Origin of the sequence: Faecalicatena contorta, from assembly GCF_003149105.1 — a bacterium.
Taxonomy (GTDB): Bacteria; Bacillota; Clostridia; order Lachnospirales; family Lachnospiraceae; genus Muricomes; species Muricomes contortus_C.
Genome location: NZ_QGDS01000019.1, coordinates 37,680 through 62,436 on the forward strand (window position 1 = coordinate 37,680; position 24,757 = coordinate 62,436).

General features: G+C 41.8%; 23 protein-coding genes and 1 pseudogene. 7 read left to right on the forward strand and 17 right to left on the reverse strand.

All coding sequences use genetic code 11. The features are described from left to right. Positions 1-46: 46 nt before the first annotated feature. From A8805_RS19570 to A8805_RS19595, 6 genes are all read right to left on the reverse strand, one after another. Positions 47-2,479 (reverse strand): beta-L-arabinofuranosidase domain-containing protein, encoded by a 2,433-nt coding sequence (locus tag A8805_RS19570; protein WP_109714319.1) that lies wholly within the window; start codon positions 2,477-2,479, stop codon positions 47-49. Then, on the reverse strand, positions 2,476-3,171 hold the full coding sequence (locus A8805_RS19575; RefSeq protein WP_109714321.1) for an anaerobic ribonucleoside-triphosphate reductase activating protein: 696 nt from the start codon (positions 3,169-3,171) through the stop codon (positions 2,476-2,478). The genes A8805_RS19570 and A8805_RS19575 overlap by 4 nt, the downstream gene beginning before the upstream one ends. A 48-nt stretch (positions 3,172-3,219) precedes the next feature. Then, on the reverse strand, positions 3,220-3,807 hold the full coding sequence (locus A8805_RS19580; protein ID WP_109714323.1) for a TetR/AcrR family transcriptional regulator: 588 nt from the start codon (positions 3,805-3,807) through the stop codon (positions 3,220-3,222). A 223-nt stretch (positions 3,808-4,030) separates the two neighbouring features. Next, positions 4,031-4,825 carry a pyrroline-5-carboxylate reductase gene (gene proC, locus A8805_RS19585; RefSeq protein WP_109714325.1) on the reverse strand — a complete coding sequence of 265 codons (795 nt, stop codon included), beginning with the start codon at positions 4,823-4,825 and terminating at the stop codon, positions 4,031-4,033. Positions 4,826-4,890: 65 nt separating this feature from the next. Beyond that, positions 4,891-5,199 (reverse strand): pyrimidine/purine nucleoside phosphorylase, encoded by a 309-nt coding sequence (locus A8805_RS19590; protein ID WP_109714327.1) that lies wholly within the window; start codon positions 5,197-5,199, stop codon positions 4,891-4,893. A gap of 149 nt (positions 5,200-5,348) precedes the next feature. After that, entirely contained in the window at positions 5,349-5,618 is a 270-nt protein-coding gene (locus A8805_RS19595; protein WP_109714329.1) for an acylphosphatase, read from the reverse strand. Positions 5,619-5,793: 175 nt separating this feature from the next. Between A8805_RS19595 and A8805_RS19600 the strand changes: the two genes are divergently transcribed. After that, positions 5,794-6,429: a GntR family transcriptional regulator gene (locus A8805_RS19600; RefSeq protein ID WP_109714331.1), complete on the forward strand. Its 636-nt coding sequence runs from the start codon at positions 5,794-5,796 to the stop codon at positions 6,427-6,429. 211 nt (positions 6,430-6,640) lie between these two features. On the opposite strand, the gene hypD is transcribed toward A8805_RS19600, so the two are convergent. The 3 genes from hypD to A8805_RS19615 all read right to left on the reverse strand — a co-directional run bounded on the left by hypD (position 6,641) and on the right by A8805_RS19615 (position 10,798). Further along, a complete protein-coding gene (gene hypD, locus A8805_RS19605; RefSeq protein WP_109714333.1) occupies positions 6,641-9,016 on the reverse strand; it encodes a trans-4-hydroxy-L-proline dehydratase in 2,376 nt (791 codons plus the stop codon). A gap of 4 nt (positions 9,017-9,020) precedes the next feature. After that, positions 9,021-9,929 carry a trans-4-hydroxy-L-proline dehydratase activase gene (locus A8805_RS19610; protein WP_109714335.1) on the reverse strand — a complete coding sequence of 303 codons (909 nt, stop codon included), beginning with the start codon at positions 9,927-9,929 and terminating at the stop codon, positions 9,021-9,023. 167 nt (positions 9,930-10,096) lie between these two features. Continuing rightward, the gene (locus A8805_RS19615) at positions 10,097-10,798 is read right to left on the reverse strand and encodes a pentapeptide repeat-containing protein (RefSeq protein WP_109714337.1); all 702 of its coding nucleotides are present in this window, start codon (positions 10,796-10,798) and stop codon (positions 10,097-10,099) included. A 459-nt stretch (positions 10,799-11,257) separates the two neighbouring features. Here A8805_RS19615 and A8805_RS19620 point away from each other — a divergent pair, with 459 nt between their 5' ends. The 5 genes from A8805_RS19620 to A8805_RS19640 all read left to right on the forward strand — a co-directional run bounded on the left by A8805_RS19620 (position 11,258) and on the right by A8805_RS19640 (position 16,544). After that, positions 11,258-11,506 carry a TM1266 family iron-only hydrogenase system putative regulator gene (locus tag A8805_RS19620; protein WP_109714339.1) on the forward strand — a complete coding sequence of 83 codons (249 nt, stop codon included), beginning with the start codon at positions 11,258-11,260 and terminating at the stop codon, positions 11,504-11,506. A 26-nt stretch (positions 11,507-11,532) separates the two neighbouring features. Continuing rightward, positions 11,533-12,588, forward strand: a complete 1,056-nt coding sequence (gene hydE, locus A8805_RS19625) for a [FeFe] hydrogenase H-cluster radical SAM maturase HydE (protein ID WP_109714341.1) — start codon at positions 11,533-11,535, stop codon at positions 12,586-12,588. Further along, a complete protein-coding gene (gene hydG, locus A8805_RS19630; RefSeq protein ID WP_109714343.1) occupies positions 12,581-14,002 on the forward strand; it encodes a [FeFe] hydrogenase H-cluster radical SAM maturase HydG in 1,422 nt (473 codons plus the stop codon). Before hydE ends, hydG begins: the two co-directional genes overlap by 8 nt. 46 nt (positions 14,003-14,048) lie before the next feature. Further along, on the forward strand, positions 14,049-15,263 hold the full coding sequence (gene hydF / locus A8805_RS19635) for a [FeFe] hydrogenase H-cluster maturation GTPase HydF (protein WP_109714345.1): 1,215 nt from the start codon (positions 14,049-14,051) through the stop codon (positions 15,261-15,263). 342 nt (positions 15,264-15,605) lie between these two features. Then, positions 15,606-16,544: a D-alanyl-D-alanine carboxypeptidase family protein gene (locus tag A8805_RS19640; RefSeq protein ID WP_109714348.1), complete on the forward strand. Its 939-nt coding sequence runs from the start codon at positions 15,606-15,608 to the stop codon at positions 16,542-16,544. A gap of 101 nt (positions 16,545-16,645) precedes the next feature. Here A8805_RS19640 and A8805_RS19645 read toward each other — a convergent pair whose 3' ends face one another. The 7 genes from A8805_RS19645 to A8805_RS19675 form a co-directional block, all read right to left on the reverse strand. Continuing rightward, positions 16,646-17,602 (reverse strand): type II CAAX endopeptidase family protein, encoded by a 957-nt coding sequence (locus A8805_RS19645; protein ID WP_109714350.1) that lies wholly within the window; start codon positions 17,600-17,602, stop codon positions 16,646-16,648. 84 nt (positions 17,603-17,686) lie between these two features. Beyond that, positions 17,687-19,813, reverse strand: coding sequence for a sensor histidine kinase (locus A8805_RS19650; RefSeq protein ID WP_109714352.1), 2,127 nt, complete (start codon positions 19,811-19,813; stop codon positions 17,687-17,689). Beyond that, positions 19,785-20,483 (reverse strand): response regulator transcription factor, encoded by a 699-nt coding sequence (locus A8805_RS19655; RefSeq protein WP_109714354.1) that lies wholly within the window; start codon positions 20,481-20,483, stop codon positions 19,785-19,787. Before A8805_RS19655 ends, A8805_RS19650 begins: the two co-directional genes overlap by 29 nt. 22 nt (positions 20,484-20,505) lie before the next feature. Further along, positions 20,506-21,135: a hypothetical protein gene (locus tag A8805_RS19660; RefSeq protein ID WP_181392924.1), complete on the reverse strand. Its 630-nt coding sequence runs from the start codon at positions 21,133-21,135 to the stop codon at positions 20,506-20,508. Further along, positions 21,068-22,399 carry a glycosyltransferase gene (locus A8805_RS19665; protein WP_109714356.1) on the reverse strand — a complete coding sequence of 444 codons (1,332 nt, stop codon included), beginning with the start codon at positions 22,397-22,399 and terminating at the stop codon, positions 21,068-21,070. Before A8805_RS19665 ends, A8805_RS19660 begins: the two co-directional genes overlap by 68 nt. 13 nt (positions 22,400-22,412) lie before the next feature. After that, positions 22,413-22,922, reverse strand: a complete 510-nt coding sequence (locus A8805_RS19670) for a DedA family protein (RefSeq protein WP_109714358.1) — start codon at positions 22,920-22,922, stop codon at positions 22,413-22,415. A 367-nt stretch (positions 22,923-23,289) separates the two neighbouring features. Then, on the reverse strand, positions 23,290-23,643 hold the full coding sequence (locus tag A8805_RS19675) for a hypothetical protein (protein ID WP_109714360.1): 354 nt from the start codon (positions 23,641-23,643) through the stop codon (positions 23,290-23,292). A gap of 308 nt (positions 23,644-23,951) precedes the next feature. On the opposite strand from A8805_RS19675, the gene A8805_RS19680 reads away from it, so the two are divergent. Next, positions 23,952-24,155: a cold-shock protein gene (locus tag A8805_RS19680; protein WP_109714362.1), complete on the forward strand. Its 204-nt coding sequence runs from the start codon at positions 23,952-23,954 to the stop codon at positions 24,153-24,155. A 434-nt stretch (positions 24,156-24,589) separates the two neighbouring features. On the opposite strand, the pseudogene A8805_RS23185 reads toward A8805_RS19680, so the two are convergent. Next, positions 24,590-24,757 (reverse strand): annotated as a pseudogene (locus A8805_RS23185) (IS256 family transposase); the annotation flags it as partial.

A 24,757-nucleotide genomic window follows, 5' to 3' on the forward strand; every position in this document is an offset into this window, starting at 1 on the left:
TTTATCAATCCTATTTTTAAAACCTATGCGCAAAATTAACATTTGTTCAACAACTTTTCCACCGGAAATAGACATGATATGCCTCACTTGAAACCTGATATAACGGTATAAATTTCAGTGTCTCATACTGGAAAGTAAGAGGTCTTTCTTCTCTTGTAAACAATTCTTCCAATGTATCTTCTCTGAGAGGTAAGTTCAGGTAATCATCTTTCCTAGAAAGTGCCGCAAGTATATAGGGACCATAAGCCAATGCCGCAAGTTCTGCATTGTCAGGAGCAGGCTCCAGGCGAAGGCTGCATGGAAAATGAATCAGAATAGAAATGCCGCTTTCTGCCCCCTTCCACTCACCATCCCAAATGGTAAGATTCAGATATCCATCCTCCTGGACCGGACATATTTTTGTTTTTCCATTAACCGTCACTCTATGCTCACCTGCACACCAATATGGCCGTCTGATTTTCAGGTGACATTTCCTGCCCTCAGGTGTCTGGCTTTTATATTCCTCTCTTTCAGATTCCTGGTTTTCACGCTGTAAATATAATGTAATTTCCCCCGGCCTCTCTTCCTGAACTTCCTGTCTGATAGAAATTCCATGCTCTCGCCAATAGGCCTTCGATTCAAGAAAAAGATTTACGTACAAGGTATCTCTGTCCCGAAAGTAGATAGACTCAATGTACTTGAAATGATTCTCCATACCGGTACCATGACAGCATGTATTTTCTCTTTCAAATTTTTTGGAGAACCCGGGACCAAGAGGCAGAAAGTAAACGGTCTCTCCGCTTGGTTCTTTGTCCAAAGATGCCAGAATATGATTCTGCATTGTCCTTTCGTAGTAGTCCATATAGGAGGCCAGCGGCTCATATTGATACAAAAGCTTCGTCAGCTTCAGCATATTATAAGATGCACAGCTTTCTGCGGTATTCTCCGTCAAAAAGCTTCCAATCCTATTTTTTCCATGAAACATCTCTGTCTCTCCGGTCCCGCCGATTGCATAGCAATGCCCCGATGTAACCGACTCCCAGAAAAACTTTGCAATATCATAATACTTTCTATCTCCTGATGCTTCATAAATTTTCATTGCCCCTATAACCTGGGGAATATGCTGATTTGCATGCATTCCGTCAAGTGCATCCTGCTTCATCTCCATAGGCAAAAACAAACGGTCATTATCGAACATCTCCGCTGACTGCAAATGGATTTCTTTTCCTGTTCTTAAATATAGTTCTGCCAGGCTTTCATTAATTCCCCCGAATTCTCCGGCAATGTAGATGCTCCACATCTTCATCCGCTGCCCCTCATTCAGCCTGGTCAGGCGCCGGAATATCCATTCTCCTATCTTATCCGCAATCTCTAACGCCTCTGCAATGCCTGCCCATTTTTCACAGTCCAGCAAGCCTGCAAGAATTTTATGCAGTGTATAATAGGGTGCCCATATTTCCGGATATGGCGTATATACTTCCAGGAGATCAAACTGTTCCTCCGGATAAGCGCTTAAAAATCCCGGATGATATCCCTTTTGCTCCGACAGCGCCTTCTGGCACTGTCCCAGACTTTCTACCATATATCCCGCCTTTTCGAGAATCCGAGTCTCCCCTGTAGCGCGAAAGCACAATGCCAGTGCAGACAGATAATGCCCCGTAGTATGTCCGCGCACCAGACAGTCAGGAGAATCCCAGCCAATCATAGGGGATGCCTCTTTTGTATCCAGCCCTGCCTCCTTACGGAAATTATAAAGCATCTGGTCATCGTCTGCCCCAAGCAGGAATGTCAGCATACGCTCCTGCGCTTTGAAAAACTCATTCTCACCGGCCAAAGTAATGTTGCGGTCTTTGCCGTCGGCAAGGCTGGTTACCTTCACTGCATTTTCCATGCTTGTACGGCCTGCTGCCTCTGTGTTTCCACCTTCCGGTATATATTCTTTCCCATTTTTCTTTTCTAGTATATGGACGTAAGCCACTGCCGGAATTTTTCCTGTTTCTCCATCCTTTGGGTTCTTCCACTTTCTGTCTTTGAGATATCCGGTAACTTCATGTATGCCAATTTCTTCACTTTGGAATCCCGTCCCGCACCCCCAAATGACTTCATGCATAAGGTATCCGTCTTCAGTGCGCACAGGTACATAAAAAGGCAGATAACATACATTGTTTATCTGCCCCTCCAACTGAATTGGATAGACTTCCAATACCTGCATTTCTTTCTTCTTTTCCAACAGGGTTACTTTAAACTCCCGTTCTTTTGCTGCACTCCCATAAGTAAGAAAAGCTGTAAGCTTTACAGTCCGGTTCCCGGTTCCGTATGATGGCCTTGTTACCCTTCCTTCAGGTGTTATGTAATGCTCCTGCTCAGATTTCCAGCAAATATGCGCCCCATATTTTCCTCTCACCGGGAGTGTCAGGTCTGCTTCTACTGTATTTATATTTCCTATATAAAGAGCTTCTGCGTCTTTCTGCACAACTTCTCTGTCCGTTAATTCCATCATTCCACTCCCCTTAATTCTGCGTTTGGAACATTCCTCCTCACAATTTCCAGGGCCTGTTCCATGATATCTTTTGTGTATCCCCGAAGTCCCGGCTGAATCAAATCACCTGAATCTACAAATCCTTGCAGATAATATTTTTCAGCTCCCCTGATCCAGCGTCCGATAGCAGCAAAGTCCTCCCGCTTATGCAGCTCCCTTACTACTGTAGTCCTAAATTCATAAGGCACGGCACCGGACAAGAGAAAATCTGCACTCTGCAGAATATTTTCCAGGTGATATTCTTTAATCCCTATGGTTTCCCCATATTTTTCAGGTGCGTTTTTAATATCCATTGCCACATAATCAACCAAACCTTGCTCCACCATCCGCCGCAGAAGCACTGCATTACTTCCATTCGTATCCAGCTTTATAGCATAACCGATATTTTTCACTTCCACGAGAAACTCCTCAATGTCAGGCTGCAGCAAAGGCTCTCCCCCACTGATGCACACCCCGTCCAAAATCCCCTGGCGCTTGCGCAAAAATCCCAGGACCTCTTCCTTTTGCATTTCGTTGTGAGGGTCTACATGTGTCACCAGTGATGCATTATGACAGAAAGGACACCGGAAATTACAGCCTGCCGTAAAAATTGTACATGCCACCTTTTCCGGATAGTCCAAAAGTGTCAGTTTTTGTAATCCCTGAATATTCATCCCCAATTCCCCCAGTCATCACACTAGCCTTCCTAAGGATAGGTATACTTATAACTTAAAATATCCCATCATAATGGGCATATATTCCTTACTGTATTCACCCAGTGAATAATCGCCTTTACTAAGGCACCAGTCAGAAACCAAAGCCCTCTCACATAAAGAATAATATTTTGTAATCTCGCCTATTGATTTGTCAGAGCGTATCTCACCCTTCTTTTGTCCTGCTTCCACAATTCCTGCAATCAGACGGTAATACACCCTGTTCTGGTCAAGAAGATGTCTTTGTCCCTTCGCAGTCAACTGAGTAGAATACAGTGAGGACAGCAAGTCAATGTTGATTCTCTCCTCCATCATAGTATGGATTTCGTAATTCAGATACAGGAGCTTGTCATAATTATTCATTTCCTGATCCATTTCTGCAGATAAGGTTTCATAATAATCATCCAATACAGTGGACAGCGTGCTCAGCAGTTCATCCTTTGTACTGAAATAATAATAAAACGACCCTTTTGACGTACCTGACAGTTCAATAATGTCATCCACCGTAGTCTGATCATATCCTTTATCATAAAACATCTGCCATGCCGCAGACACAATTCTGGCTTTTACACTTTTCTTTTCCATTGGTTCTTTCATATATTATTTATTCCTTCTCTAATCAAATTTCCCCAACTTCATTTTAACACAAAATGAAAGACATGCAAAGAGTTCTTCAAAGGAAACAACGCAAGGGAAACGCTGCAAGGGGGACAGTCCCTTTTGAAAAGGGACTGTCCCCCTTGCTCTTCTTTTTCACTCAAAAAGGGGCAAACTCCGATAGAGTCTGACCCCTTTTAATGTTTAAATAAGTATTCTGAAATTACAAACTCTTGGATATTTCAGTACATGCCTTCATTGCTTCTATCACAGCACTTCTGAATCCATTTCTTTCCAGCACACGTACTGCCTCTATTGTAGTTCCTGCCGGTGAACATACCATGTCTTTTAATTCGCCTGGATGTTTTCCGGTCTCCATTACCATTTTAGCACTTCCATATACTGTCTGCGCTGCAAATTTATAAGCCTGTGGTCTCGGCATACCGTCTGCAACTGCTGCATCAGCCATTGCTTCAATAAAGAGAAATACATAGGCCGGAGCACTTCCGCTTACTGATACGACAACATCCATCAGCTTTTCTGATACAACCTCCACCTGACCGAATGCACTTAAAATACTAACCGCATATTTCAGCTCTTCTTCCGTTACATATGTGTTCGGGCATGCTGCTGTCATTCCTTCTCCAACCATAGCAGGGGTATTTGGCATTGTACGGATAATTTTAACCTTTTTACCAAACTGCTCTTCCAGCCATGCCAGAGTCTTTCCTGGTGCGATAGTAATAATTATCTTATCATCTGTTACCAAGTCTTTAATTCCGGCAATGGTATCCGCATAAAACTGGGGCTTAATAGAAAGTATAATGATCTCCGACTTTTCTACCACTTCCCTGTTATCCGCAGTTACATGAATGCCGTAGTCAGCTTTTGCTTTTTCTCTTCCTGGTGCAAAAATATCAGATCCAATCATCTCTTCCGCCTTGAAGACACCTTCCTTGATAATTCCGCCCATGATAGCACCTGCCATATTGCCTGTCCCGATAAATCCTAATTTCATAATACTCCTCCTTGTTTTATTTTTATTTATCAGCTCTAAAAGAATCGTATGCTTTTTGCCGCTCTTTATTTATAAGAACAGCAGTAGTCTGCATATCCCTCTACTTTTACCTGAAAACTGGACTGTGCAGGTACTGAAAATGCACTTCCCTCGCTGTAAGAAACAAAAACATCGCTGTCCGGTAATTTCACTTCCATGGTACCTCCCAGGACCTCCATAAGCTCCGCTCCCGCAGTACTGAATTCATAGTCTCCTGCAAGCATAAAACCAAGTGTCTTTCTTTCGCCATCCGGCATATAGAATGTTCTGCTTGTTACTTTTCCATCAAAATATACGTTGGCTGCTTTCACTAATTTTACGTTTTCAAATTCCATTTCGAGTCTCCTTCTTTTGATATCTCATTTTATCAATTTCCACCTTGTATACATTATTATTTTTTGTATACAATATTGCTCGTTGAATACAATATAACACTTTGTGTAATTCTTGTCAATTATAATTTCATAAAACCCTGTTTGATTTACTACCTGACTGAGAAGCCATTCTCCTCCTTCAGAGGTATCTCCTCTGTATCCATCCACTCTATTGTTATAAACCGCCCCTGATTTAGTCCTCCCAAAAGTTTATCGATCATAGGCTCCCTGCCCTGAACCTCCATACTCACAGTACCGTCCCATTCGTTTTTTACCCATCCGGTCAGTTTCAGGGACTGGGCAAGATACCTTGCCGTATAGCGGAAACCAACACCCTGAACTCTCCCATGAAATACAATATGCTTTCTCACCTCTGCCATTTTTTCCACCTCTTTCCTAATTTCAATGTCATCCATGCTTTCTTTATTTTTTAATTTTATTACCGTTATACAGGAAAATCAATAACCCATTCTGTCTCTCCGGGTTGCATTCTTACATCTTTTCCTATATAATTCGTATACAGTAAATAACTTTGTATACAATAGAGGTACTATTATGACAGAAAAACATATTTCTTTGGCGGACCGGGCCTATGAAGCCATCCGCACCAATATCCTGAACCTGACTTATCCGCCGGGCACACAATTGACAGAGGCAAAACTGACTGCTGACCTGAATATGAGCCGCAGCCCTGTCCGTGCTGCAATTAAAATGCTGCAGGCGGAAGGTTTAATTGTTACCGACTATTATAAATCCATGACAGTGAAGGAACTCACCGATAAAGATATCCGGGAAATCTATCAGCTCCGTGAGCTTTTAGAGAGCAGCGCTTTTCAATTGATTTTCACTTCCGGCCGCTGGGAAGAGTATTCTTACCGGATTGAAGAAAAGGTCGTCCGCATGTGTGCGGCAGCAAGTGATATTTACCAGTGGGAGCTTGCCGACACAAATATGCACCTGGAAATCATTAGTATTTTCGATAATGAACGTATCAACCGTATTTATGAAAATAACATGTCAGAGCTTATCCGCATGGGTCAATGTTCCGTAAAAAATGGAATGGATATCCAGGAAACAAATGAAAACCTAAAGAAAATGGTCCTGCATATGCGTGAAAATAATTACGAAACTGCCTATGCAATCTTGAAAAGCGACCACTTCACAACCGGAAAGGAGACTGCACTGGGGTAAGCCAGCCACTGTTATGCTTCTTACAATAAAGAGTTTGCAAAACAAACTCTTGCGCCTGGGTTGGTCGCATAGCGACATCTACCACTTACGCCGCAGTGCGCATCTCTCGAAGGTTTTTTATATGATAAGAAACTTCGTTTCTTATCATATAAAAAAGTCCCCATACTGCACTGAGTATGGAGACTTTTTTAATTTGTAGTAAATTTTCTATCTAGTTAAAGTTTTGCTCTGTTCTTCCGATAATCTCATCCTGCAGAGCCTTGCTCAGATTTCTGAAATGGTCACTATATCCAGCTACACGTACAATCAAATCTCTGTATTCCTGAGGATTCTGCTGAGCTTTGATCAGAGTTTCTCTATCAATAACGTTGAATTGGATATGATGTCCGTCCATATTGAAATATGTGCGCACCAGGTTTGCCATATGATCCAGTCCTTCTTCGCCTGCTACAACTGCCGGTGTAAATTTCTGGTTCAGCAGAGTACCACCCGTCTGCAGGTGATCCATTTTTGCACAAGACTTCACAACTGCTGTAGGTCCATTCACATCTGCACCCTTCTCAGGAGAAATACCTTCTGATACTGGTTTGTGTGCCAGACGTCCGTTTGGACTTGCCATCATAACTTCACCAAAGTATACATGGCATGTAGTAGGCAGCATGTTGATTCTATAAGTTCCGCCCAGCATATTTGGCCTTCCTGTCACCTGGCTTCTGTAATATTCAAATACATCCTTCATAATATCATCTGCGTATTCATCATCATTACCAAACTTCGGTGTCTTATTCGTTACCAGATTCAGGATTCTCTCATGGCCTTCAAAGTTGTCTTCCATTGCCTTCATCAATTCTTCCATCGTAAATGTCTTCTTATCAAATACATTGTATTTAATAGCTGACAGACTATCTGTGATGGTTCCAATACCTACGCCCTGCAGATATTTTGTATTGTATCTTGCTCCACCGCCGTTATAATCCTTACCTCTGGAAATACAATCATTTGTAATAATGGAAAGGAATGGAGCCGGCATATTCTCTGCATAAATCTTCTCAATTACATTACTTCCCTGGATCTTGATGTTTATAAAGTACTCTATCTGCTTTTTAAATGCATCATACAGTTCCTCATAGCTCTTGAAATCTGTAGCGTAACCAAGCTGTAATCCAAGCTGTTTGTCTGCCACTTTATCATACCCATTATTCAGAGTCAGTTCGAGGATTTTTGGAATATTGAAGTATCCTGTCAAAATATAAGCTTCATTTCCAAATGCTCCTGTCTCTACGCAGCCGCTTGTTCCGCCGCATCTTGCATCTGCAAGACTCTTTCCTGCATTGAGCAGCTCCTGAACAATAGCTTCTGTATTATAGAATGCCGGCTGTCCCCATCCTCTTCTGGAAATCTCGCAGGCACGTTTCAGGAATTTCTGGGGTGTCTTTCTACTAATCTGCACGTTGGAGCTTGGCTGAAGAAGCTGCATCTCATCCATACAGTCCAGAATAAGATAGCTTACGTTGTTTACACCATTTTCTCCATTCGGAGTAATACCACCTGTGTTCAGGTTAGCAAAGTCTGTATAAGTGCTGCTTTCTTTCAGCGTGATTCCTACTTTAGGAGGAGCCGGCTGGTTGTTGAATTTTACCCAAAGGCATTCCAAAAGCTCCAGAGCCTTCTCATCATCTAAAGTTCCCGCATCTACATCTTTTTCATAGAATGGATTCAAATGCTGATCCAAACGTCCCGGGCTGTATGCATCCCAAGGATTCAGCTCTGTTGTTACACCCAAATGAACAAACCAGTACATCTGGATTGCCTGCCAGTAAGTCTGTGGTTTGTGTGCCGGAACCACATCACAGTTAGCAGCAATCTGAAGTAATTCTGCTTTTCTCTGTGCATCAGTCTCTTTTTCAGCTAATTCTCTCGCATAAGCTGCATATCTTTCGCCCAGAATCATAATTGCATCGCAGGCAAGCTTCATACCTTCCAGCTCATTTTTCTTATCCAGTGCTTCCGGATCGTTCATGAAATCCAGACTGTCAAGTGATTTCTGGATATCTTCTTTGTAATCCAGGAAACCTTTCTCATAAATCTTTGCAGAACCAACGGTGTGTCCCGGCCCTCTCTGCTCCATGAATTCAGTAAAAATACCTGCTGCATAAGCTTCTTTCCACTCCGGAGTCATATGATTTAAAATTTTGCTTCTGATGGAACGTTTCTCCCAGTACGGAATCATAACCTCTTCCTGTACTTTATAGTCCTCATCTTTTACTTTAAAGCAAATCAGCTCTCTGTCATTCATAACATGCATATCTTCCAGTGTATGGCAGCAAAGCTCAGGAAATGTGGGAGATGCCTGAGGAGACTCTCCTTTTTCGCCTACAATCAATTCACCATCACCAATATACAATGGTTTTGTTGAAAAATAATCTTTCAGTACCTGACCGCGTAATTCGGGTATTGATAACACACCCTCATACTTCTTGTAAGTTTCAGTTTCGCTGATCGCACGACCCAAATCAATGTGTGCAGGTGTGTCTACACTCTGTTTTCTAAGTGCTTTAATACGATCGTTCATTCCTCTTCCTTCCATGTCCTTAACCTCCTATTTTTACATTATGGAATCCTGCTTCTTGGAACAGTTCTACAAAATGTTTCATTTCTTCATTACTTGGTGCATGTAAATCATCGCCTTCATAACATTTTCCTATTTTTAAATACTTGCCCGAGCCTGTATTATGGTATGGCAGTAAATTTACTTTATTGGCATTAATCTTCTTCTCCTGAAGGTAGTCAATCATTGCCTTCATCGCCTCATCATTTCCATTTACTTCCTTCACCACGGGGATTCTGATATACAGTTTTGTTCCCGTCTGGTTCAGCTTTTCCAGGTTAGATAAAATCAGTTCGTTACCAGTTCCCATGTACTGTTTATGTATCTCAGTATCCATCTGTTTGATATCATACAGAAAAGTATCTACATACGGCAGAATCCTCTCATAGTTCTCATATGGCGCCTGTCCGCATGTGTCTATTGTGACAGGTATACCCAGGCGATGGAGTTTCTTTACGAGTGCTTCCAGATAGTCTATATCTACTGTCATCACTTCACCGCCGGACAGCGTAACGCCTCCTCCGGACTCCTCATAAAACATCTCATCTTTTCTGAGCAGTTTGACCAATTCGTCTACTGAGTATTCTTTGCCGGCTATCTCACGCAGATTCAAATAACATGCATCTACGCAATCTCCGCAAGCTGTGCATTTTGTTCTGTCTGTAACAGCCTTGCCATCCTTCAGGGTGATGGCTCCAGTGGGACAGACCGGAACGCAGTTACCGCATCCGATACACTTTTCTTCATCAAAAAGCAGTTCCTTTGTATAGCTCTGTGTCTCGGGATTGTGGCACCATGTACATTTCAAATGGCATCCTTTAAAGAAGACTGTCGTTCGTATTCCGTCTCCATCATGGATAGAATACTTCTGGATATCAGTTATCAGACTCATAATGTCTCACCTCACTTGTTCTCCTTATTTTTGTTGTTTTTTTCGTCTTTTAGACTAACGTTTCGACTATAGTCTAAATGTATCACAGTTCCTTCGCTTTGTCAATAATTTATCAATATTTTCCGCAGCAAAATAAAATCAAATTTATAGGTGTATTATCCCTGTTTTTAGTATCCGATAGCCTCTTCCCTTGTCATCCAAAAATGAATCCCTGTAGTCGAATCATTCCATCTGTCCTCATCAAAATCAGGAACTTCCACCCATTCTCCTCTGTGGTAAACAAATTCTTCATCTACCAGAGACCACGCCTCTTCATAATACGTTGAACAGTCAACGCTTTTTATTATAAGTACTTTTGCTCTGCTGCATCTGCAAGTATTCAATGTGGCTGAGGACCGTTTTGCATCACCAGGTATCAGCAGCTCTGCAATCCTGTCAAAGCAGCATTTTTTATATCCTAAAAATGCACCTTTTTCAGGACAATGCAGCCGGAAATACTGTGTTTTCTCATCTGAAATAATTCCCTCCAGCTTCGCTTTCTCCAACACCGCACAATATAAATTCGCTCCCCGGATATCACATTCTCTCATGTCAGCTTTTCTAAGCATGCAGCTCTCCATATCCGCATCCCGCAATATTGCACCATGAAGAGAGCTGTCCTGAAACCATGCATTTTTTAGTTTACAGCCGGAAAGATCCACACCCTCAAGACATACATTCTCAAAGGTCACTCCGGAAAAATCCACCCTGGTCAGATTGGCGCCGGTCAAGTTCATATTTTTCAGAGTAATCTCCTGCATGTCCAGCAGCCCATCCCCCTTATGCCGATTTACAGCCTCTATTAACTCCGCCTGCAAAACCCGACGCATACCCTGTCACCCCTTTCTTTAAATTCCTTTATATGGTATATTCTATTATTTTTGTGAATATTATAACATATTTTTCTTACAAAACATGCACAATGTGCACAAAAACAGAAACGCTTTTCACCTTTTATTGTCAAGAATTATTCTCTGTGATATAATTGTTTTAAATCCGTTCTGATTACAAAGGGATGCACCTGAGTAAAAAGGCGACAGAGATGTAAATAGCGAGATGTACTTGTATTTCGTTGGGGGAGATATCTGCCCTGTTTATAACCTGCGCCATTGGTGCAGGTTTTTTTACTTTATAAGACGTATGCCCTATAAAGCTCAAAATCCTCCCTGAGGAATGCGCACTGGGTTGTATAAGGAAGATGCCGCTATGTGCGGTCAACCCAGGCGCGAGTTTCGCAAGCGGAACTCTTTTCTTAATACAATTCAATAACGTTCGGAGAAGGAGGTTTTATGGACACAAGGATTGCCCTGGTTGGAATCATTCTCAGCAATACGGATTCTGTAGATGAATTAAATCATCTGCTCAGCCAATATGGCGGGTATATCGTCGGCAGGATGGGAATTCCGTACCGGGAGAAAAATATTTCCATCATTAGTATTGCGATGGATGCGCCCAATGACATCATCAGTGCACTTTCCGGGAAATTAGGGATGCTGCCCGGGATCAGTACAAAAACCATATATGCTAAAACAAAGTAAACGCAGAATTTTATGAGGTGAATTTTATGAAAAATCTTGTGGATAAACTGGAACAGACCGGCTTCCTTTCCAGGGAAGAATGGTCGGCTCTCATCCGTGGCCGCACGCCGGAGACAGCGGAGTATTTGTTTGAAAGAGCGCGGGAAGTCCGGCACAAATTTTACGAGCATGATATTTATATGCGCGGTCTGATTGAATTTACAAATTATTGTAAGAATGACTGCTTCTACTGCGGTATCCGCAGGAGCAACAAGGAAGCACACCGCTACCGTCTTTCTAAAAAGGAAATACTGGACTGCTGTGAAAAAGGGCATGAACTTGGCTTCCGTACTTTCGTCTTGCAGGGCGGGGAGGATGGACACTATACTGATGAAATCATGGCGGATATCGTACAAAGCATCCGAAGCCGTTTCCCTGACTGTGCCATTACTTTATCACTGGGAGAACGTTCCCGGGAAAGTTACCAGCTTCTTTTTGACGCTGGTGCCGAGCGTTACCTGCTCCGTCATGAAACTTATGATTCCGGGCACTACAGTATGCTTCATCCGGAATCCCTGTCAGCGGCCCACCGCCAGCAATGTCTTTGGGACCTGAAAGATATCGGTTATCAGGTAGGCACAGGCTTCATGGTGGGTTCCCCCTTCCAGACACCGGAGAACCTGGCAGATGATATGCTCTTTTTAAAGGAGCTGAATCCCCAGATGGTGGGAATAGGGCCTTTCATTCCCCATCATGAAACCCCTTTTGCTGAGAATCCCGCAGGTACTTTGGAGCTGACTCTTTTCATGCTGGGGCTTATCCGCCTGATGCTGCCAAAAGTCCTGCTCCCTGCAACGACAGCTCTCGGCACCATTGACCCAAGGGGCAGGGAAAAGGGTATTTTAGCTGGAGCAAATGTAGTGATGCCGAATTTATCTCCAACAGAGGTAAGAAAGGATTACCTGCTCTACGATAACAAAATCTGTACTGGTGATGAAGCTGCAGAATGCCGCATGTGCATGGAAAACCGAATGAACCGCATTGGTTATGAGGTAGTCGTATCCCGCGGCGACTCATTGAATGGAGGAAATGTAAATGTATGATGTAAACTCAAAACATGCCGATGATTTTATTAATCACGACGAAATTTTAGCAACCCTCGCCTATGCAGACGAGAACAAGAATAATGTATCCCTGATTGATTCTCTTATAGAGAAGGCCAAGAAAAGGAAGGGCCTTTCCCACAGGGAAGCTTCCGTTTTGCTTGCCTGTCAGATTGAAGAGAAGAATCAGGAAATCTACGCCCTTGCGGAACAAATCAAAAAGGACTTTTACGGCAACCGTATTGTAATGTTCGCACCTCTTTACCTGTCCAATTACTGTGTTAATGGATGTACATACTGTCCATATCACCTCAAAAATAAACATATTGCCAGGAAGCAGCTTACTCAGGAGGAAATCCGCAGAGAAGTGATTGCACTTCAGGATATGGGCCACAAGCGCCTCGCTCTGGAAGCCGGAGAAGATCCTGTGCGCAATACAATGGATTATTATCTGGAATCCATCAAAACGATTTACAGCATCAAACACAAGAATGGTGCTATCCGCCGTGTAAATATTAATATTGCAGCAACTACCGTTGACGATTACCGTCTGCTGAAGGAAGCAGGTATCGGCACCTATATTTTATTCCAGGAAACTTATCATAAGGAAAGTTACCTCCAACTCCACCCAACCGGACCCAAACATGATTATAACTATCACACAGAAGCAATGGACCGTGCTATGGAGGGCGGCATTGATGATGTGGGCATAGGTGTACTCTTTGGCCTGGATAAATACCTCTATGAGTTTGCAGGTCTTCTGATGCACGCGGAGCATTTGGAAGCTGCCTTTGGAGTAGGGCCTCATACGGTCAGTGTCCCTCGCCTGCGTCATGCCGATGATATTGATGCAGATTCTTTCGATAATGGAATTGACGATGATACCTTTTCCAAAATCGTAGCCTGTATACGGATTGCCGTGCCTTACACCGGTATGATTATCTCCACGAGAGAAAGTAAGAAATGCCGGGAGAAGGTACTGCACCTTGGAGTTTCCCAAATCAGCGGCGGTTCCCGCACAAGTGTGGGAGGGTATCACGAACCAGAGCCAGATGATGCCAAGTCTGAGCAGTTTGATGTCAGTGACACAAGAACTTTGGATGAAATCGTACAGTGGCTTATGAAAATGGACTATATTCCAAGTTTCTGTACCGCCTGCTACCGGGAAGGGCGTACAGGTGACCGTTTTATGGCTTTATGTAAGAGCGGACAGATTCAGAACTGCTGCCACCCAAATGCACTGATGACGCTGAAAGAATATTTGATGGATTACGCATCTCCCGAAACAAAGGCACTTGGAGATAAGCTGATTGAAAAAGAGGTGCTGAACGTACCAAACGAGAAAGCACGTGCTGTTGTAACAGAAAACCTGCGTCTGATTGAGCAGAACAACCGCAGGGATTTCCGTTTCTAAGAATTCTTCGAAAGATTATCACTGAACAATTACAAGGAGGTTACATATGAGTTTAAATGCCACACCATCTTCAGACAGAGTGCACGTTGGTATATTCGGCAAACGGAATGCGGGTAAATCCAGTATTATCAACGCCATCACCGGACAAAACCTGGCGATCGTTTCCGAAATCAAGGGCACCACTACCGACCCCGTTTTAAAAGCAATGGAACTTCTTCCCCTGGGTCCTGTTGTCATCATTGACACGCCAGGGCTGGATGACGAAGGCGAACTGGGTGCTCTGAGAATCCAAAAGGCATATCAGGTTCTGAACAAAACAGATATTGCTGTTCTTATTGTGGATGGCTCCCTGGGAATGACAAAAGAAGATTTCGGGATTCTTGAGCGGATTCAGAAAAAACAGATTCCTTACGTTATTGTATATAATAAATTAGATTTAACTGCTAAAGCATCTGCTGAACCTGCAGCTTTAGATATCCCAGGGGTTCCTGCTGAAAATATCATTGCAGTCAGTACGACTACGGGAAAACATATTCATGAGCTGAAAGAATTGATTGCACGGCAGGCTCCTGTAGAAGACGGGACCCGTCGGATTGTGGGGGATTTAATACATCCGTCAGACTTTATTGTTTTGGTTGTTCCTATTGATACGGCAGCACCCAAGGGTCGGTTGATTTTACCCCAGCAGCAGACCATACGGGATGTATTGGAAGCCGGTGCGGCTGCAATTGTTGTAAGAGAAACTGAACTGAAAGAAACACTGGAGCATTTGGGAAAAACACCCGATTTGGTCATAACCGACAGTCAGGCGTTTGCCAAAGTATCCGCGGAAGTTCCGCCTGAAATACCGCTGACCTCCTTTTCCATTTTATTTGCCAGATATAAGGGAAATCTGGAGACCGCAGTAAAAGGGGCAAAGGCTTTAGATAAACTGGCTGACGGGGATACTGTTTTAATTTCCGAGGGCTGCACCCATCACAGACAGTGCGAAGATATTGGAACGGTAAAACTCCCTCACTGGATTAACAGCCATACTAAGAAACAATTGAATTTTGAGTTTACAAGCGGAACAGAATTTCCTGTAGACTTATCAAAATATGACCTAATCATTCATTGCGGAGGCTGTACACTGAATGAGCGTGAAATGCAATACCGCTTAAAGTGTGCAGAGGATCAGGGAATTCCTATCAGCAACTATGGAATTGCCATTGCACACATGCAGGGAATTCTGGAAAGAAGCACAGCAATCTTTCATCTGTAATACATTTATTTAAATAAGATACTTCCATTGAAAATTAAATGGGAATAAGTAGACACTTCAAAATTTTTGAGGTGTCTATTTTTTACCCGCATATACATGCTTAATGAAACGAGAAACAACAAAATGCATTATTGTAAGAAAAACGTAAGAAATTATTGTGAAAAAATTCGTATTTCCTTTAATAAAAAGAGAAAAAGAGCATTTTTAACTTTGGTACTATAAATGTATCAGTTAAAGATGCTTTTTATTTGATGACACGGTTTAGTTGAAAAAGCACTTATTGGTAAATCAGTTATTGTTGGAATACCTAATAAAAAAACACGTATGCAAAGGAATACTAGTATGAAAAAGTTTTTAAACTTACAAAAAAAATTAATTATCGTGATTGTTATTATATTTGTATTATTTACAGTAGGTGGGGAAATCCATGAATATTTTTCTACCTTAAGTTATGATGAATATACCAGAAATAATAATGGATATACCAGAAGAAATGATGGATATACCAGTCCGCACATTTATCTGCTTGATAGAGAAACAGAGAATGTCATCTATGAAAAAGATGCACATTCTAAAACATATCCTGCTTCACTGACGAAAATAATGACGGTGATTGTCGCCTTAGAAAATATTGATGACTTATCGGAAATTACCCCAATAGATGCAGAGACATACCAAAATATGGTTAATCAAAACGCTTCAATGGCAGGATTTTATAGTAGAGAAGAAGTCACTTATCGAGATCTTCTGTATGGAACGATTCTAAGTTCGGGTGGTGAAGCAGCCAACTCCTTAGCCATTCATGTCGCTGGAAATGTAGAAGGCTTTGTTCAAATGATGAATGCCAAGGCTGTTGAACTAGGGCTAAAGGACACACACTTTACTAATCCTGAAGGACTTCACAACAAAAATCAATATACAACAGCTTATGATATGGCAAAACTTTTAGATTATGCATTAGATAATGGTCACTTTAAAGCAATTATTACAAAAGAGACATTTCAAACAACATCAACGCCCGATCACCCTGATGGACTTTTATTAAAATCAACTGTCCTTAAGTTTCTTAACAAAGAGGAACAAAATGGTTTTGAGATTATTGGCGGAAAATCAGGTACAACCTATGAAGCAGGGCAATGCTGGGCAACGCTTGGTCTAGTAGAAAATCATGAGTATATAAGTATTGTCATGGGCGCACCACTAGAAGATATTGATCATCCAGACCACGCACAAATAACAGATACGTTGATGCTATATGAAAATATCAAGACTAGAAAATAGTCCATTTATCTCGATATTAAATAAAAGATCGGGGTATAGCACCGTCAAATGCTATACCCCAGTTTTTTACAAGTCATCTATTCCCGCAATATCTTCAGAATTTATATCATCGGCATCACTGCCCTGATTAAACCGTAAACCGTCAAAATGGTTCCCACTAAAAACAGCAGGACCGAAATTATAATCAGGGCAATCACCGTACCTGGTTTCCCGCTAGGGAAAAGTTTCTCCCTATAGCCAGGAGTATGACTGTGCAGAAGGTAATTTCCAATATACAGGCACGCAGGGGCGGCAGCACACATTATCATATATATACCCACACTTGTCACCAATGTCTCCTGATATCCGGGCGTACTCCATACTTCCATCCCTTTATGCATATTTTCATATACATCCTTATACACATCCTTCATGCTGAAAAGCAGGATAACCGGCAGAAGATTATTAATAAAGTGGAAAAAGCAATTATAGAACATATTTCCACTTTCCAGCAAAATATAAGCCATCACCACTCCGCCAATGGCTGTAGGGACGAACCGGAACACATCCCCGTGAAAAATCCCAAATATAACCCCGCATATCAATATTGCCGCCCACTTATGCTTCTGCGGATTCAAGCTTTTCAGGAACACTCCGCGGAATACAACCTCCTCACATATGGCAGGCGTAACCGCAATAATCAAAAAGGCTGCCAAAAACGGAACACTGACCAGACTCTCGCTAAGCCCTGCATTAACACTCAAAATATCCTCCGGGAAAAAGATACTCAAGATCAATATAAGAGTTATCTCCACTAAAAAAGCGCCCACCCACATCAACAGAGTGCCAAAAATTCCGCTGCCCGTAGGCCTTTTCAGCGGAATAAGCTCTGCCGGGCGGCTCCCAAATGCCAGTACAAGCACCAGGGTAACCACCAGCATTAGCCACTCTGCAAGCAGAGAACCATACATCCCCAAAGGTCTCAGAAAGACAGGTGCCGCCACAAAAATAATAACTGCTGCTAAACCCAGAACTAATAGTCCCTGCCAAAGTTTGATTTGTTTGTAATCCTTATACATCAGTATCTCCCATCCCAAAATCCAGATGATTTCCGATTAAATTGTAAAACAATTCTGAAAACGGCTTGCATAGGGGTCTGACCCCTATTTAAAAAATATAATCTCCACTTTATACAGGTCTGCGTCTGCGGATATTTTCAGGGAACCATTCTGCAGTTCTGTGAAGCTTTTTGCAATTGCAAGCCCCAAACCGGAGCCTTCCGTATTTCGTGATGCATCTCCCCGGACGAACCTGTCGGTTATCTCGTCCGTATCGAAGTCTAATTCTGCTGCGGATATGTTTTTCATGGAAATGTATACCTGGTCATCCAGCTCTTTCATCTCCACATATACTCTTGTATGCGGCATTGCATATTTTATAATGTTTATAATCAGGTTCTCAAAAATACGGTAGGTCTTCTGGCTATCCAGCCATAATACAATTTTCTGCTCCGGAAGTGTCCATCGGAAATCTAGATTTGTTTCTTTTATCTTACTATCATACTCCAAACCTACCTGTTTTAGCAAATCCACAATATCAATCCACATAAAATTCATAATTACATTATTGCTTGCAGCCTTGCTGATTTCAAACAAATCTTCTATTAATACCTTTAAACGCAGGGATTTCCGCTCCAGAACCTGGATATATTCTTTTCTCTTTTCCTCCTCTGTCTCATTTTTCAGCAAATCAGTATAAGTGATAATCGCAGTCAGCGGTGTCTTTAAGTCATGAGAAACATTGGTAACCAACTCCGTCTTCATCCTCTCACTTTTCACTTCCTCTTCCACCGCTTTTTTAAAGCCGTCCTGAATCTTTTTCAGTTCTTCCTGAATTGGGTTGAAAATGCCCATGTCTTCTTCTATAGGAGTATCCAAATCCCCTTCCGCCAGCCGGTTTGTTGCCTGGAGCAGCAGTTTATACCGGGCCTGTATGTCTTTAAAATACTTTTTCAAAAACAGGAACAACACTGCAGAATAGATAATCAGTGCCAGGATTCCATAGAACCACATGCTGCATATAAGCACCAGAACTGCAAAATTAAAGGCTACAATTTCAAAAATGGTACGGTTTGTTTTATCTTGAAAATCGAGATGTAGCAACATATCATACTGCCTGCTGCAAAAGTTTTTTGTTTTGTTCCAAACTCCATCTGCTCCCTTTCTTACTTTTTTTCCATATGCATTGCTGCCGTTTTTCATCCAGCGTAAGAACCTGGCACATAATGTCCTTTGTGTCCAGTAAGCTTTCTTCATTGTAAACATAGCACTAAGGCATATAAATCCCCAGAATACAATTCCAAATATTACAAACCACATAACCACATTGACAAAGGCAGAAAAGAATCCGTTGGAGCCGCTGCCACCGCCTGTTAAATAGGCCGTCAGGCCTTCACTTATAGTAAGCCACACTACCTTTGTCACAAAATATTCAGTTCCTAACATACCAACCAGCACACACACCACAATTTCAAAAGGGGTACTGAATATCCTATGGTTTCCAAGAGAGGTGTTTTGTTTCACAGAAAGGAAAATGGCTGCCGCTGCAAGAATCAATACAAATACAGTTATAAACCTGACAAACAACTCGTTTCCCATCATTTTATACACAGAGAGATTTTCTATGTCCTGATTATTTTCTATATAAGAATTCAGGTTTTCTTCTGTTATTCCATATATTACCTGTACTTCTTCCGGTCCGGACATCCCCATCCATGACTCGCCGGCATCCCGCCATACCAATAAACGCTGTTCTATATTGTACTGGATTCTTTCATCGGTCCGACTTCCATTTACCCGTATATCAGACATTTGCCCATATTCCTGGAATGTAAATGCTACCCGCAGTGCATAGGCGGTATCTTCCTTTTTTGCCAAAGCAGCCAGCGTTGTTTTGCTGTTATTATTCAAAAGCGCATTCCCCGCCCAGTCAAACACCTCATAGTCCATATATTTGCGAAGCAAGTCAAACTGGTCGCCGCCATATTCCTGTAGTATATATGCCCTGTCAAGCACTTCCGTGGCTTCATTGTACAAGATATAATTGCCCTTAACCAGGTGTTCACATATTTCTGTCAATATATCCTCACTGATACTATCCTCTTCCAGCCGCTCCTGCAGTTCCCTGGAAAATACCGGATAGGACATCACCATCCCTACAGAGCACACAAGCAGTATTGTCAGTATCAGTACAATCGTCAGTCTATGACTGTTTTTCAATTTTATATCCAACTCCCCACACCACCTTTAAATATTTTGGATTTTTCGGGTCCACTTCAATTTTCTCCCGGATATTCCTCACATGTACCATAATTGTATCAGTATTAATCGCCTTCTCCTGCCATACCCGTTCATAGATTTCTTCCGCACCAAAAACGCGCCCTGGATTTTTCGCAAGGAGCAGAAGAATCTTATATTCAATGGGAGTTACTTTCACCCCGTTTCCATCTATAGAAACCTCTACCGTATCTTCATTGATTTCCAGGCCGCCGATTACATGTACATTTTCCTTTGGCTCTAATTTTTCCAGAAACCTTCTGTAACGCCGTATCTGTGAATTTACTCTTGCCATGAGCTCCATGGGCGTAAAAGGCTTTGTCACATAATCATCCGCACCAATGTTGAGCCCCATAACTTTATCCACTTCCTCTGATTTTGCAGAAAGCATGATAACCGGGAAATCATATGTTTCCCTCAGCTTCATTGTCATACGGATTCCGTCCATACGGGGCATCATAATATCCACAATGGCAAGATGAATCTCCTCTTTCTCCATAACTTCCAGTCCTTCCACACCGTCTGCTGCCTGAAACACCTTATACCCCTGGCTTTGCAGATAAATCTGGACTCCTTCTCTGATTTCTTTGTCATCTTCCACAATTAATATATGATTTGTTTCCATAACTCCTCCTAACCGGTTCTGCTTAAATTTCTTCTACCAGTATATCACATTCCGTTATATTTGCACTGACAGGAAGTACAGGAATCTGCTTCTTATCAATTTCCCCATAATTATGCACTGCCACCATCACTTTAGAAAACGGCAGCGGTATCACATATTTATCCCATCTCCAGTTTAAACGCAGCTTAGAAGAATAGGAAATCGTAATCCCCACAAAATCATCCTGTGCCTGCTCTGCTAAAAAGAATGCCAGTTTTTTGGGCTCATGTCTAGGCCCAAGGGGACCGTCCAGAGCCACTGCGATACAGCGTGTTCTTTCATAAGCATTGCGGAAAACAGCTTTCAGCGCTCCAAAACTTGCAAACCCATCCTGTACCCGAATTGCATGGCCTCCACAGCGTTCTACTAAATTTTGTATATAATCACCCCTTGTATCGGCAGTGACAATCACATCTATGGGGCTGGCCTGTTTAGAAAGCTCCGCCAGCACCAGGTTCATAAAAAAACTATCCTCATGCCAGAAACCAAAAACTTGATTTCCTCTGCACATAGAGTTTTCCGTCCATTGTATCACAATGGTTTTCTCAAGAAGTTTTAAATATCCTGTAAATAGATGCACTAAGATGGTCCGCCCGATTTGCCTCACTTTCATATTCACTTTTCCTTTCTGCCCTCTCCTTTATGCACTGTGCATAAAGCTTCTCTTCATACAGGGCCAGCCTGGAAGCTCTGAAGCTGGCAGCAGTCAGCTCCGCCTGTTCTCTCAGTCTTCCATGATTTTCTTCCTGCAAAGCTTCTATAACTCTTTGTGTCCACTCCTCTATATCTTCCCCTGTCATATATCCGTTTTCACCATTGACAACGATATCTTCCACTCCCGTAGCCCTTACGGCAACAACCGGATTGCCTGCGGCAAATGCTTCCGCCAGCACAATTCCCTGAGTCTCCGACTTTGATGCAAACAAAAATAATTCACAGGCCCTCAGATATTCCTTTACCTTTTCATTTTCCACATTTCCCACAAAAACAGTTTCTTCTAAAATCCCAAGCCTTTCAGCCATCTGCTCCAGCTCGTATCTCATGCTTCCTTCTCCAATGAATAAAACCTTGAAAACATCTCCTATCTTCTCTTTCAGCCTGGCAATTCCCCGGAGTATGAATTGGGGGTTCTTTTCCTCTTCCAGCCGGGATATAGTGCAGAACAAATGCTTCCGCCCCTGCAGATAGGATGCCCTGAGCCTTTCAGCCTCTTTTTCATTCTGCATGTAAAATGCCTCTTCCAGTCCTGTAGGAAATATAGCTGTGGGCGTCTTTATCCCGCTCTCTTTTATCATTCTCTGCAAACTGGCAGTAGGTGCCAGTATCAGATCACATTGGTTGGTAAACCACCGCATATATCCCGGCACCACTTTTTCTCTGCTCATCCGGAACAGCTCTTTCCGCACTGCTCCGGCCCTTTCCATACACTGGAACGGTTTGAGATAATGAAGATAATCTTCATATTTGGTATGGTAGGTATAGATAACAGGCAAGTCGTATTTTCTGCCCAGATAAAGCGCCACAGGTCCCACGAACATCGGATGATGCACATGAATACAGTCAAAGTCCTCCTCTTCAAAAACCTCTGGTATTTCCGGGATTATCATTTTCGGATAAACCATTCCATTTTCCATCTTCTGCACACTGGTTTTGTACCGGATGATACGCTCGTGGCATGTTTTCTGTCCCAGTCCCTCCTGAATCTTCTTTTGTTCTGTATCCAATTCCTGGCCGTAATCCACCTCCTGGTCATACAAAGGCGCAAACACTGTCACCTGGTGCCCCAGCTTCACCAGCTCTTTTGCCTGCCTTTCCACCGAAATAGGCACGCCCCCTACAAATGGTTTATAGTTATTGGTCAGCATCGCTATTTTCATTCCTTCAGTCTCCTCATCCCAGTATTTTTATTGCTTCGTCTCCAAAATAATATCCTGCTCCTATAAATATCAGGTTCCATAAAAAGATTCCCAGAACAGAGCTTACCGTGTATTTCACAAAATTCATCCGCACCATCCCGGCAGGAATAGATATGATAGTACGCACCATAGGCAGTAATTTGCTAACAAACACTCCAACACTGCCTTTTTCCCGCAGCATTTCCATTTTTTCCTCTATGACGGCCTGGTGCTTTGGAAATTTCTTAAAATAAAATCCCATTGCTTTCGGACCGCCCATCCTTCCAAGAAAGTATAGAATCCAACTTCCTGTAAGTCCTGCCAGTACAGATAAAAGCATTACTAAAGGAAAACTGATTTTACCATTTGCAGCCCATATTCCCGCCAGGGGCATAATGATTCCTGCGGGGAATCCCGGCAGATTCATATATTCCAACAGAACAATCAGATATATGAAAAAGCAGCCATATTGAAGAAAATATTGGGTTAGTGTCTGTATATTCATAAAAACAGCCTCCTTTAGAATTCTGTTATCAGAATAAAGCAGAATTCTAAAGGAGGCTGATATAAGAAGCAAAAGAAATCCTTAAGAAGTTATAAGATTTTATGAATAAGAAGGCGCTAAAGCGGGGGATTCCCGAACGTTTAAACAGTTCCAGCATCCCATCACTGTCTTTACGCACAACTTTTAAAATCAGTTTTGAATGCACAAATTTCATTATGTACGCCAATTTCACACACTGCCTTTTGGCACTATAAAATCACTGTTCATATCTATCTTTTCTCCCGGTACTTGACGGTCGGACACTCTTATATAGCTTATACATTTTTTGATTGAGTGGCAGTCCTTACTCCTTACCACTCGAATCATGTCAGACCCTTTCAAAATGGGTAATATCAATATCCGCTATCGTTAAACTCATCCTTGGATTTCCCAATCTATACCTAACCTCTTTAAGTACCTCTTCATATGCATTCCAATAATTCGTTGAAGTTGCTATTTCATGGGGTACTCTTGTACTATCAATTGTAATAACATTTGTGTTGTTAAGTTCTTCATCGTCTTGACCAACAACATAGCTTTCTTGTATGTCTCCTGAAATGCGAATACCGGTTTGTTCATATACTTTTTCTGAAGCCATATTCCAAATATTCCCAACAATAGGTATTGAATAATATCGGGGGTCAAGTCCAAAAAATGAAACAGAGTAATTTTCAGTAATCATAATTCACCTGCAATACACTTTTATAACAGTATATGTCTCTCTGACAAAACGGTTAAATATGAGTATCCGGCACCAGATCATGGCGTGAATCTAAATATGGCACTGAAACAGAATCTAAAGAAAAGTAAAATCCAATATATCCTATTTCCCCTTGACTTCTTTTTGTTTTAGTATTATACTATAAAAGTATTTTAAATAAAGTTTTGATTTCGCATATTTTTTGTAAGTCATTATTGTATTGATGATTTACAAAAGATATGTGATTTTTTTATTTTATGAAATATAATAAAATGAAGGAGGTAGCTTTCATGAATAAAGGTACCGTAAAATGGTTTAACGCACAAAAAGGATTTGGATTTATCACTAACGAGGCAAATGGAGAAGATGTATTTGTACATTTTTCAGGTCTTGCAATGGACGGTTTTAAGTCCTTAGAGGATGGTCAGTCAGTAACATTTGATACAGCAAAGGGAAACCGTGGTTTACAAGCTGTAAATGTATGTGTTGCATAAATGGCAATCTTCAATATTGTATCTAAAGTGAAAAATAATTAGATATTAATAATTCTGTATATTAATTAGTCAAAGCTATGATTAGTAATGCAGCTAAGTCGGCGGGGTTTATTTATATATTCCCTGCTGGCTCAACCTAAATAGAGCCATTTCAAATCAGACAATCCGCATATCTTACTCTTACTTATTTTCAAACTATAAAACATTATTACATAATATGGGAAACATATAAAAAAGAGACACCTAAGTGCCTCCTGTCCTATTCCTTATCGGGTTTGTCAAGTAAAATGTGTAAATTTTGATTTTTTATAATACCGGTGTTCATGCACCGGTATTTTCATGAGTTCAGCCTTGCTTTCTCCCCGTCAACGGGGGCGGCCCATTTTAGGGTACCACAATCAGACCATCCGTATATGATGGTGGTTGTTAGATTCTTAGACTCTTTCATATTTTCGAATTCTTGGCTGGATTTTCGGATCTACATCCAACTGGTTTCTCACCAGTGCCCAGCTATGTACATGACCTCCTTCCCATTTCTTATATAGCTCTGTTATTCGCAGATACAGCAGTTTTAGCAATGCGTTCTCGTTCGGAAATGCTCC

Excerpts from the sequence above, each read along its gene's own strand:
- A8805_RS19600 (WP_109714331.1), top strand. The coding sequence starts at position 5,794 with ATGACAGAAAAACATATTTCTTTGGCGGACCGGGCCTATGAAGCCATC.
- A8805_RS19580 (WP_109714323.1), bottom strand. The coding sequence starts at position 3,807 with ATGAAAGAACCAATGGAAAAGAAAAGTGTAAAAGCCAGAATTGTGTCT.
- A8805_RS19575 (WP_109714321.1), bottom strand. The coding sequence starts at position 3,171 with ATGAATATTCAGGGATTACAAAAACTGACACTTTTGGACTATCCGGAA.
- hydF (WP_109714345.1), top strand. The coding sequence starts at position 14,049 with ATGAGTTTAAATGCCACACCATCTTCAGACAGAGTGCACGTTGGTATA.
- A8805_RS19660 (WP_181392924.1), bottom strand. The coding sequence starts at position 21,135 with ATGAAAGTGAGGCAAATCGGGCGGACCATCTTAGTGCATCTATTTACA.
- A8805_RS19615 (WP_109714337.1), bottom strand. The coding sequence starts at position 10,798 with ATGCGTCGGGTTTTGCAGGCGGAGTTAATAGAGGCTGTAAATCGGCAT.
- A8805_RS19675 (WP_109714360.1), bottom strand. The coding sequence starts at position 23,643 with ATGATTACTGAAAATTACTCTGTTTCATTTTTTGGACTTGACCCCCGA.
- A8805_RS19670 (WP_109714358.1), bottom strand. The coding sequence starts at position 22,922 with ATGAATATACAGACACTAACCCAATATTTTCTTCAATATGGCTGCTTT.
- A8805_RS19665 (WP_109714356.1), bottom strand. The coding sequence starts at position 22,399 with ATGAAAATAGCGATGCTGACCAATAACTATAAACCATTTGTAGGGGGC.
- A8805_RS19640 (WP_109714348.1), top strand. The coding sequence starts at position 15,606 with ATGAAAAAGTTTTTAAACTTACAAAAAAAATTAATTATCGTGATTGTT.
- A8805_RS19620 (WP_109714339.1), top strand. The coding sequence starts at position 11,258 with ATGGACACAAGGATTGCCCTGGTTGGAATCATTCTCAGCAATACGGAT.
- hypD (WP_109714333.1), bottom strand. The coding sequence starts at position 9,016 with ATGGAAGGAAGAGGAATGAACGATCGTATTAAAGCACTTAGAAAACAG.
- A8805_RS19590 (WP_109714327.1), bottom strand. The coding sequence starts at position 5,199 with ATGGAATTTGAAAACGTAAAATTAGTGAAAGCAGCCAACGTATATTTT.
- A8805_RS19570 (WP_109714319.1), bottom strand. The coding sequence starts at position 2,479 with ATGATGGAATTAACGGACAGAGAAGTTGTGCAGAAAGACGCAGAAGCT.
- hydE (WP_109714341.1), top strand. The coding sequence starts at position 11,533 with ATGAAAAATCTTGTGGATAAACTGGAACAGACCGGCTTCCTTTCCAGG.
- A8805_RS19655 (WP_109714354.1), bottom strand. The coding sequence starts at position 20,483 with ATGGAAACAAATCATATATTAATTGTGGAAGATGACAAAGAAATCAGA.
- hydG (WP_109714343.1), top strand. The coding sequence starts at position 12,581 with ATGTATGATGTAAACTCAAAACATGCCGATGATTTTATTAATCACGAC.
- A8805_RS19595 (WP_109714329.1), bottom strand. The coding sequence starts at position 5,618 with ATGGCAGAGGTGAGAAAGCATATTGTATTTCATGGGAGAGTTCAGGGT.
- A8805_RS19610 (WP_109714335.1), bottom strand. The coding sequence starts at position 9,929 with ATGAGTCTGATAACTGATATCCAGAAGTATTCTATCCATGATGGAGAC.
- proC (WP_109714325.1), bottom strand. The coding sequence starts at position 4,825 with ATGAAATTAGGATTTATCGGGACAGGCAATATGGCAGGTGCTATCATG.
- A8805_RS19680 (WP_109714362.1), top strand. The coding sequence starts at position 23,952 with ATGAATAAAGGTACCGTAAAATGGTTTAACGCACAAAAAGGATTTGGA.
- A8805_RS19645 (WP_109714350.1), bottom strand. The coding sequence starts at position 17,602 with ATGTATAAGGATTACAAACAAATCAAACTTTGGCAGGGACTATTAGTT.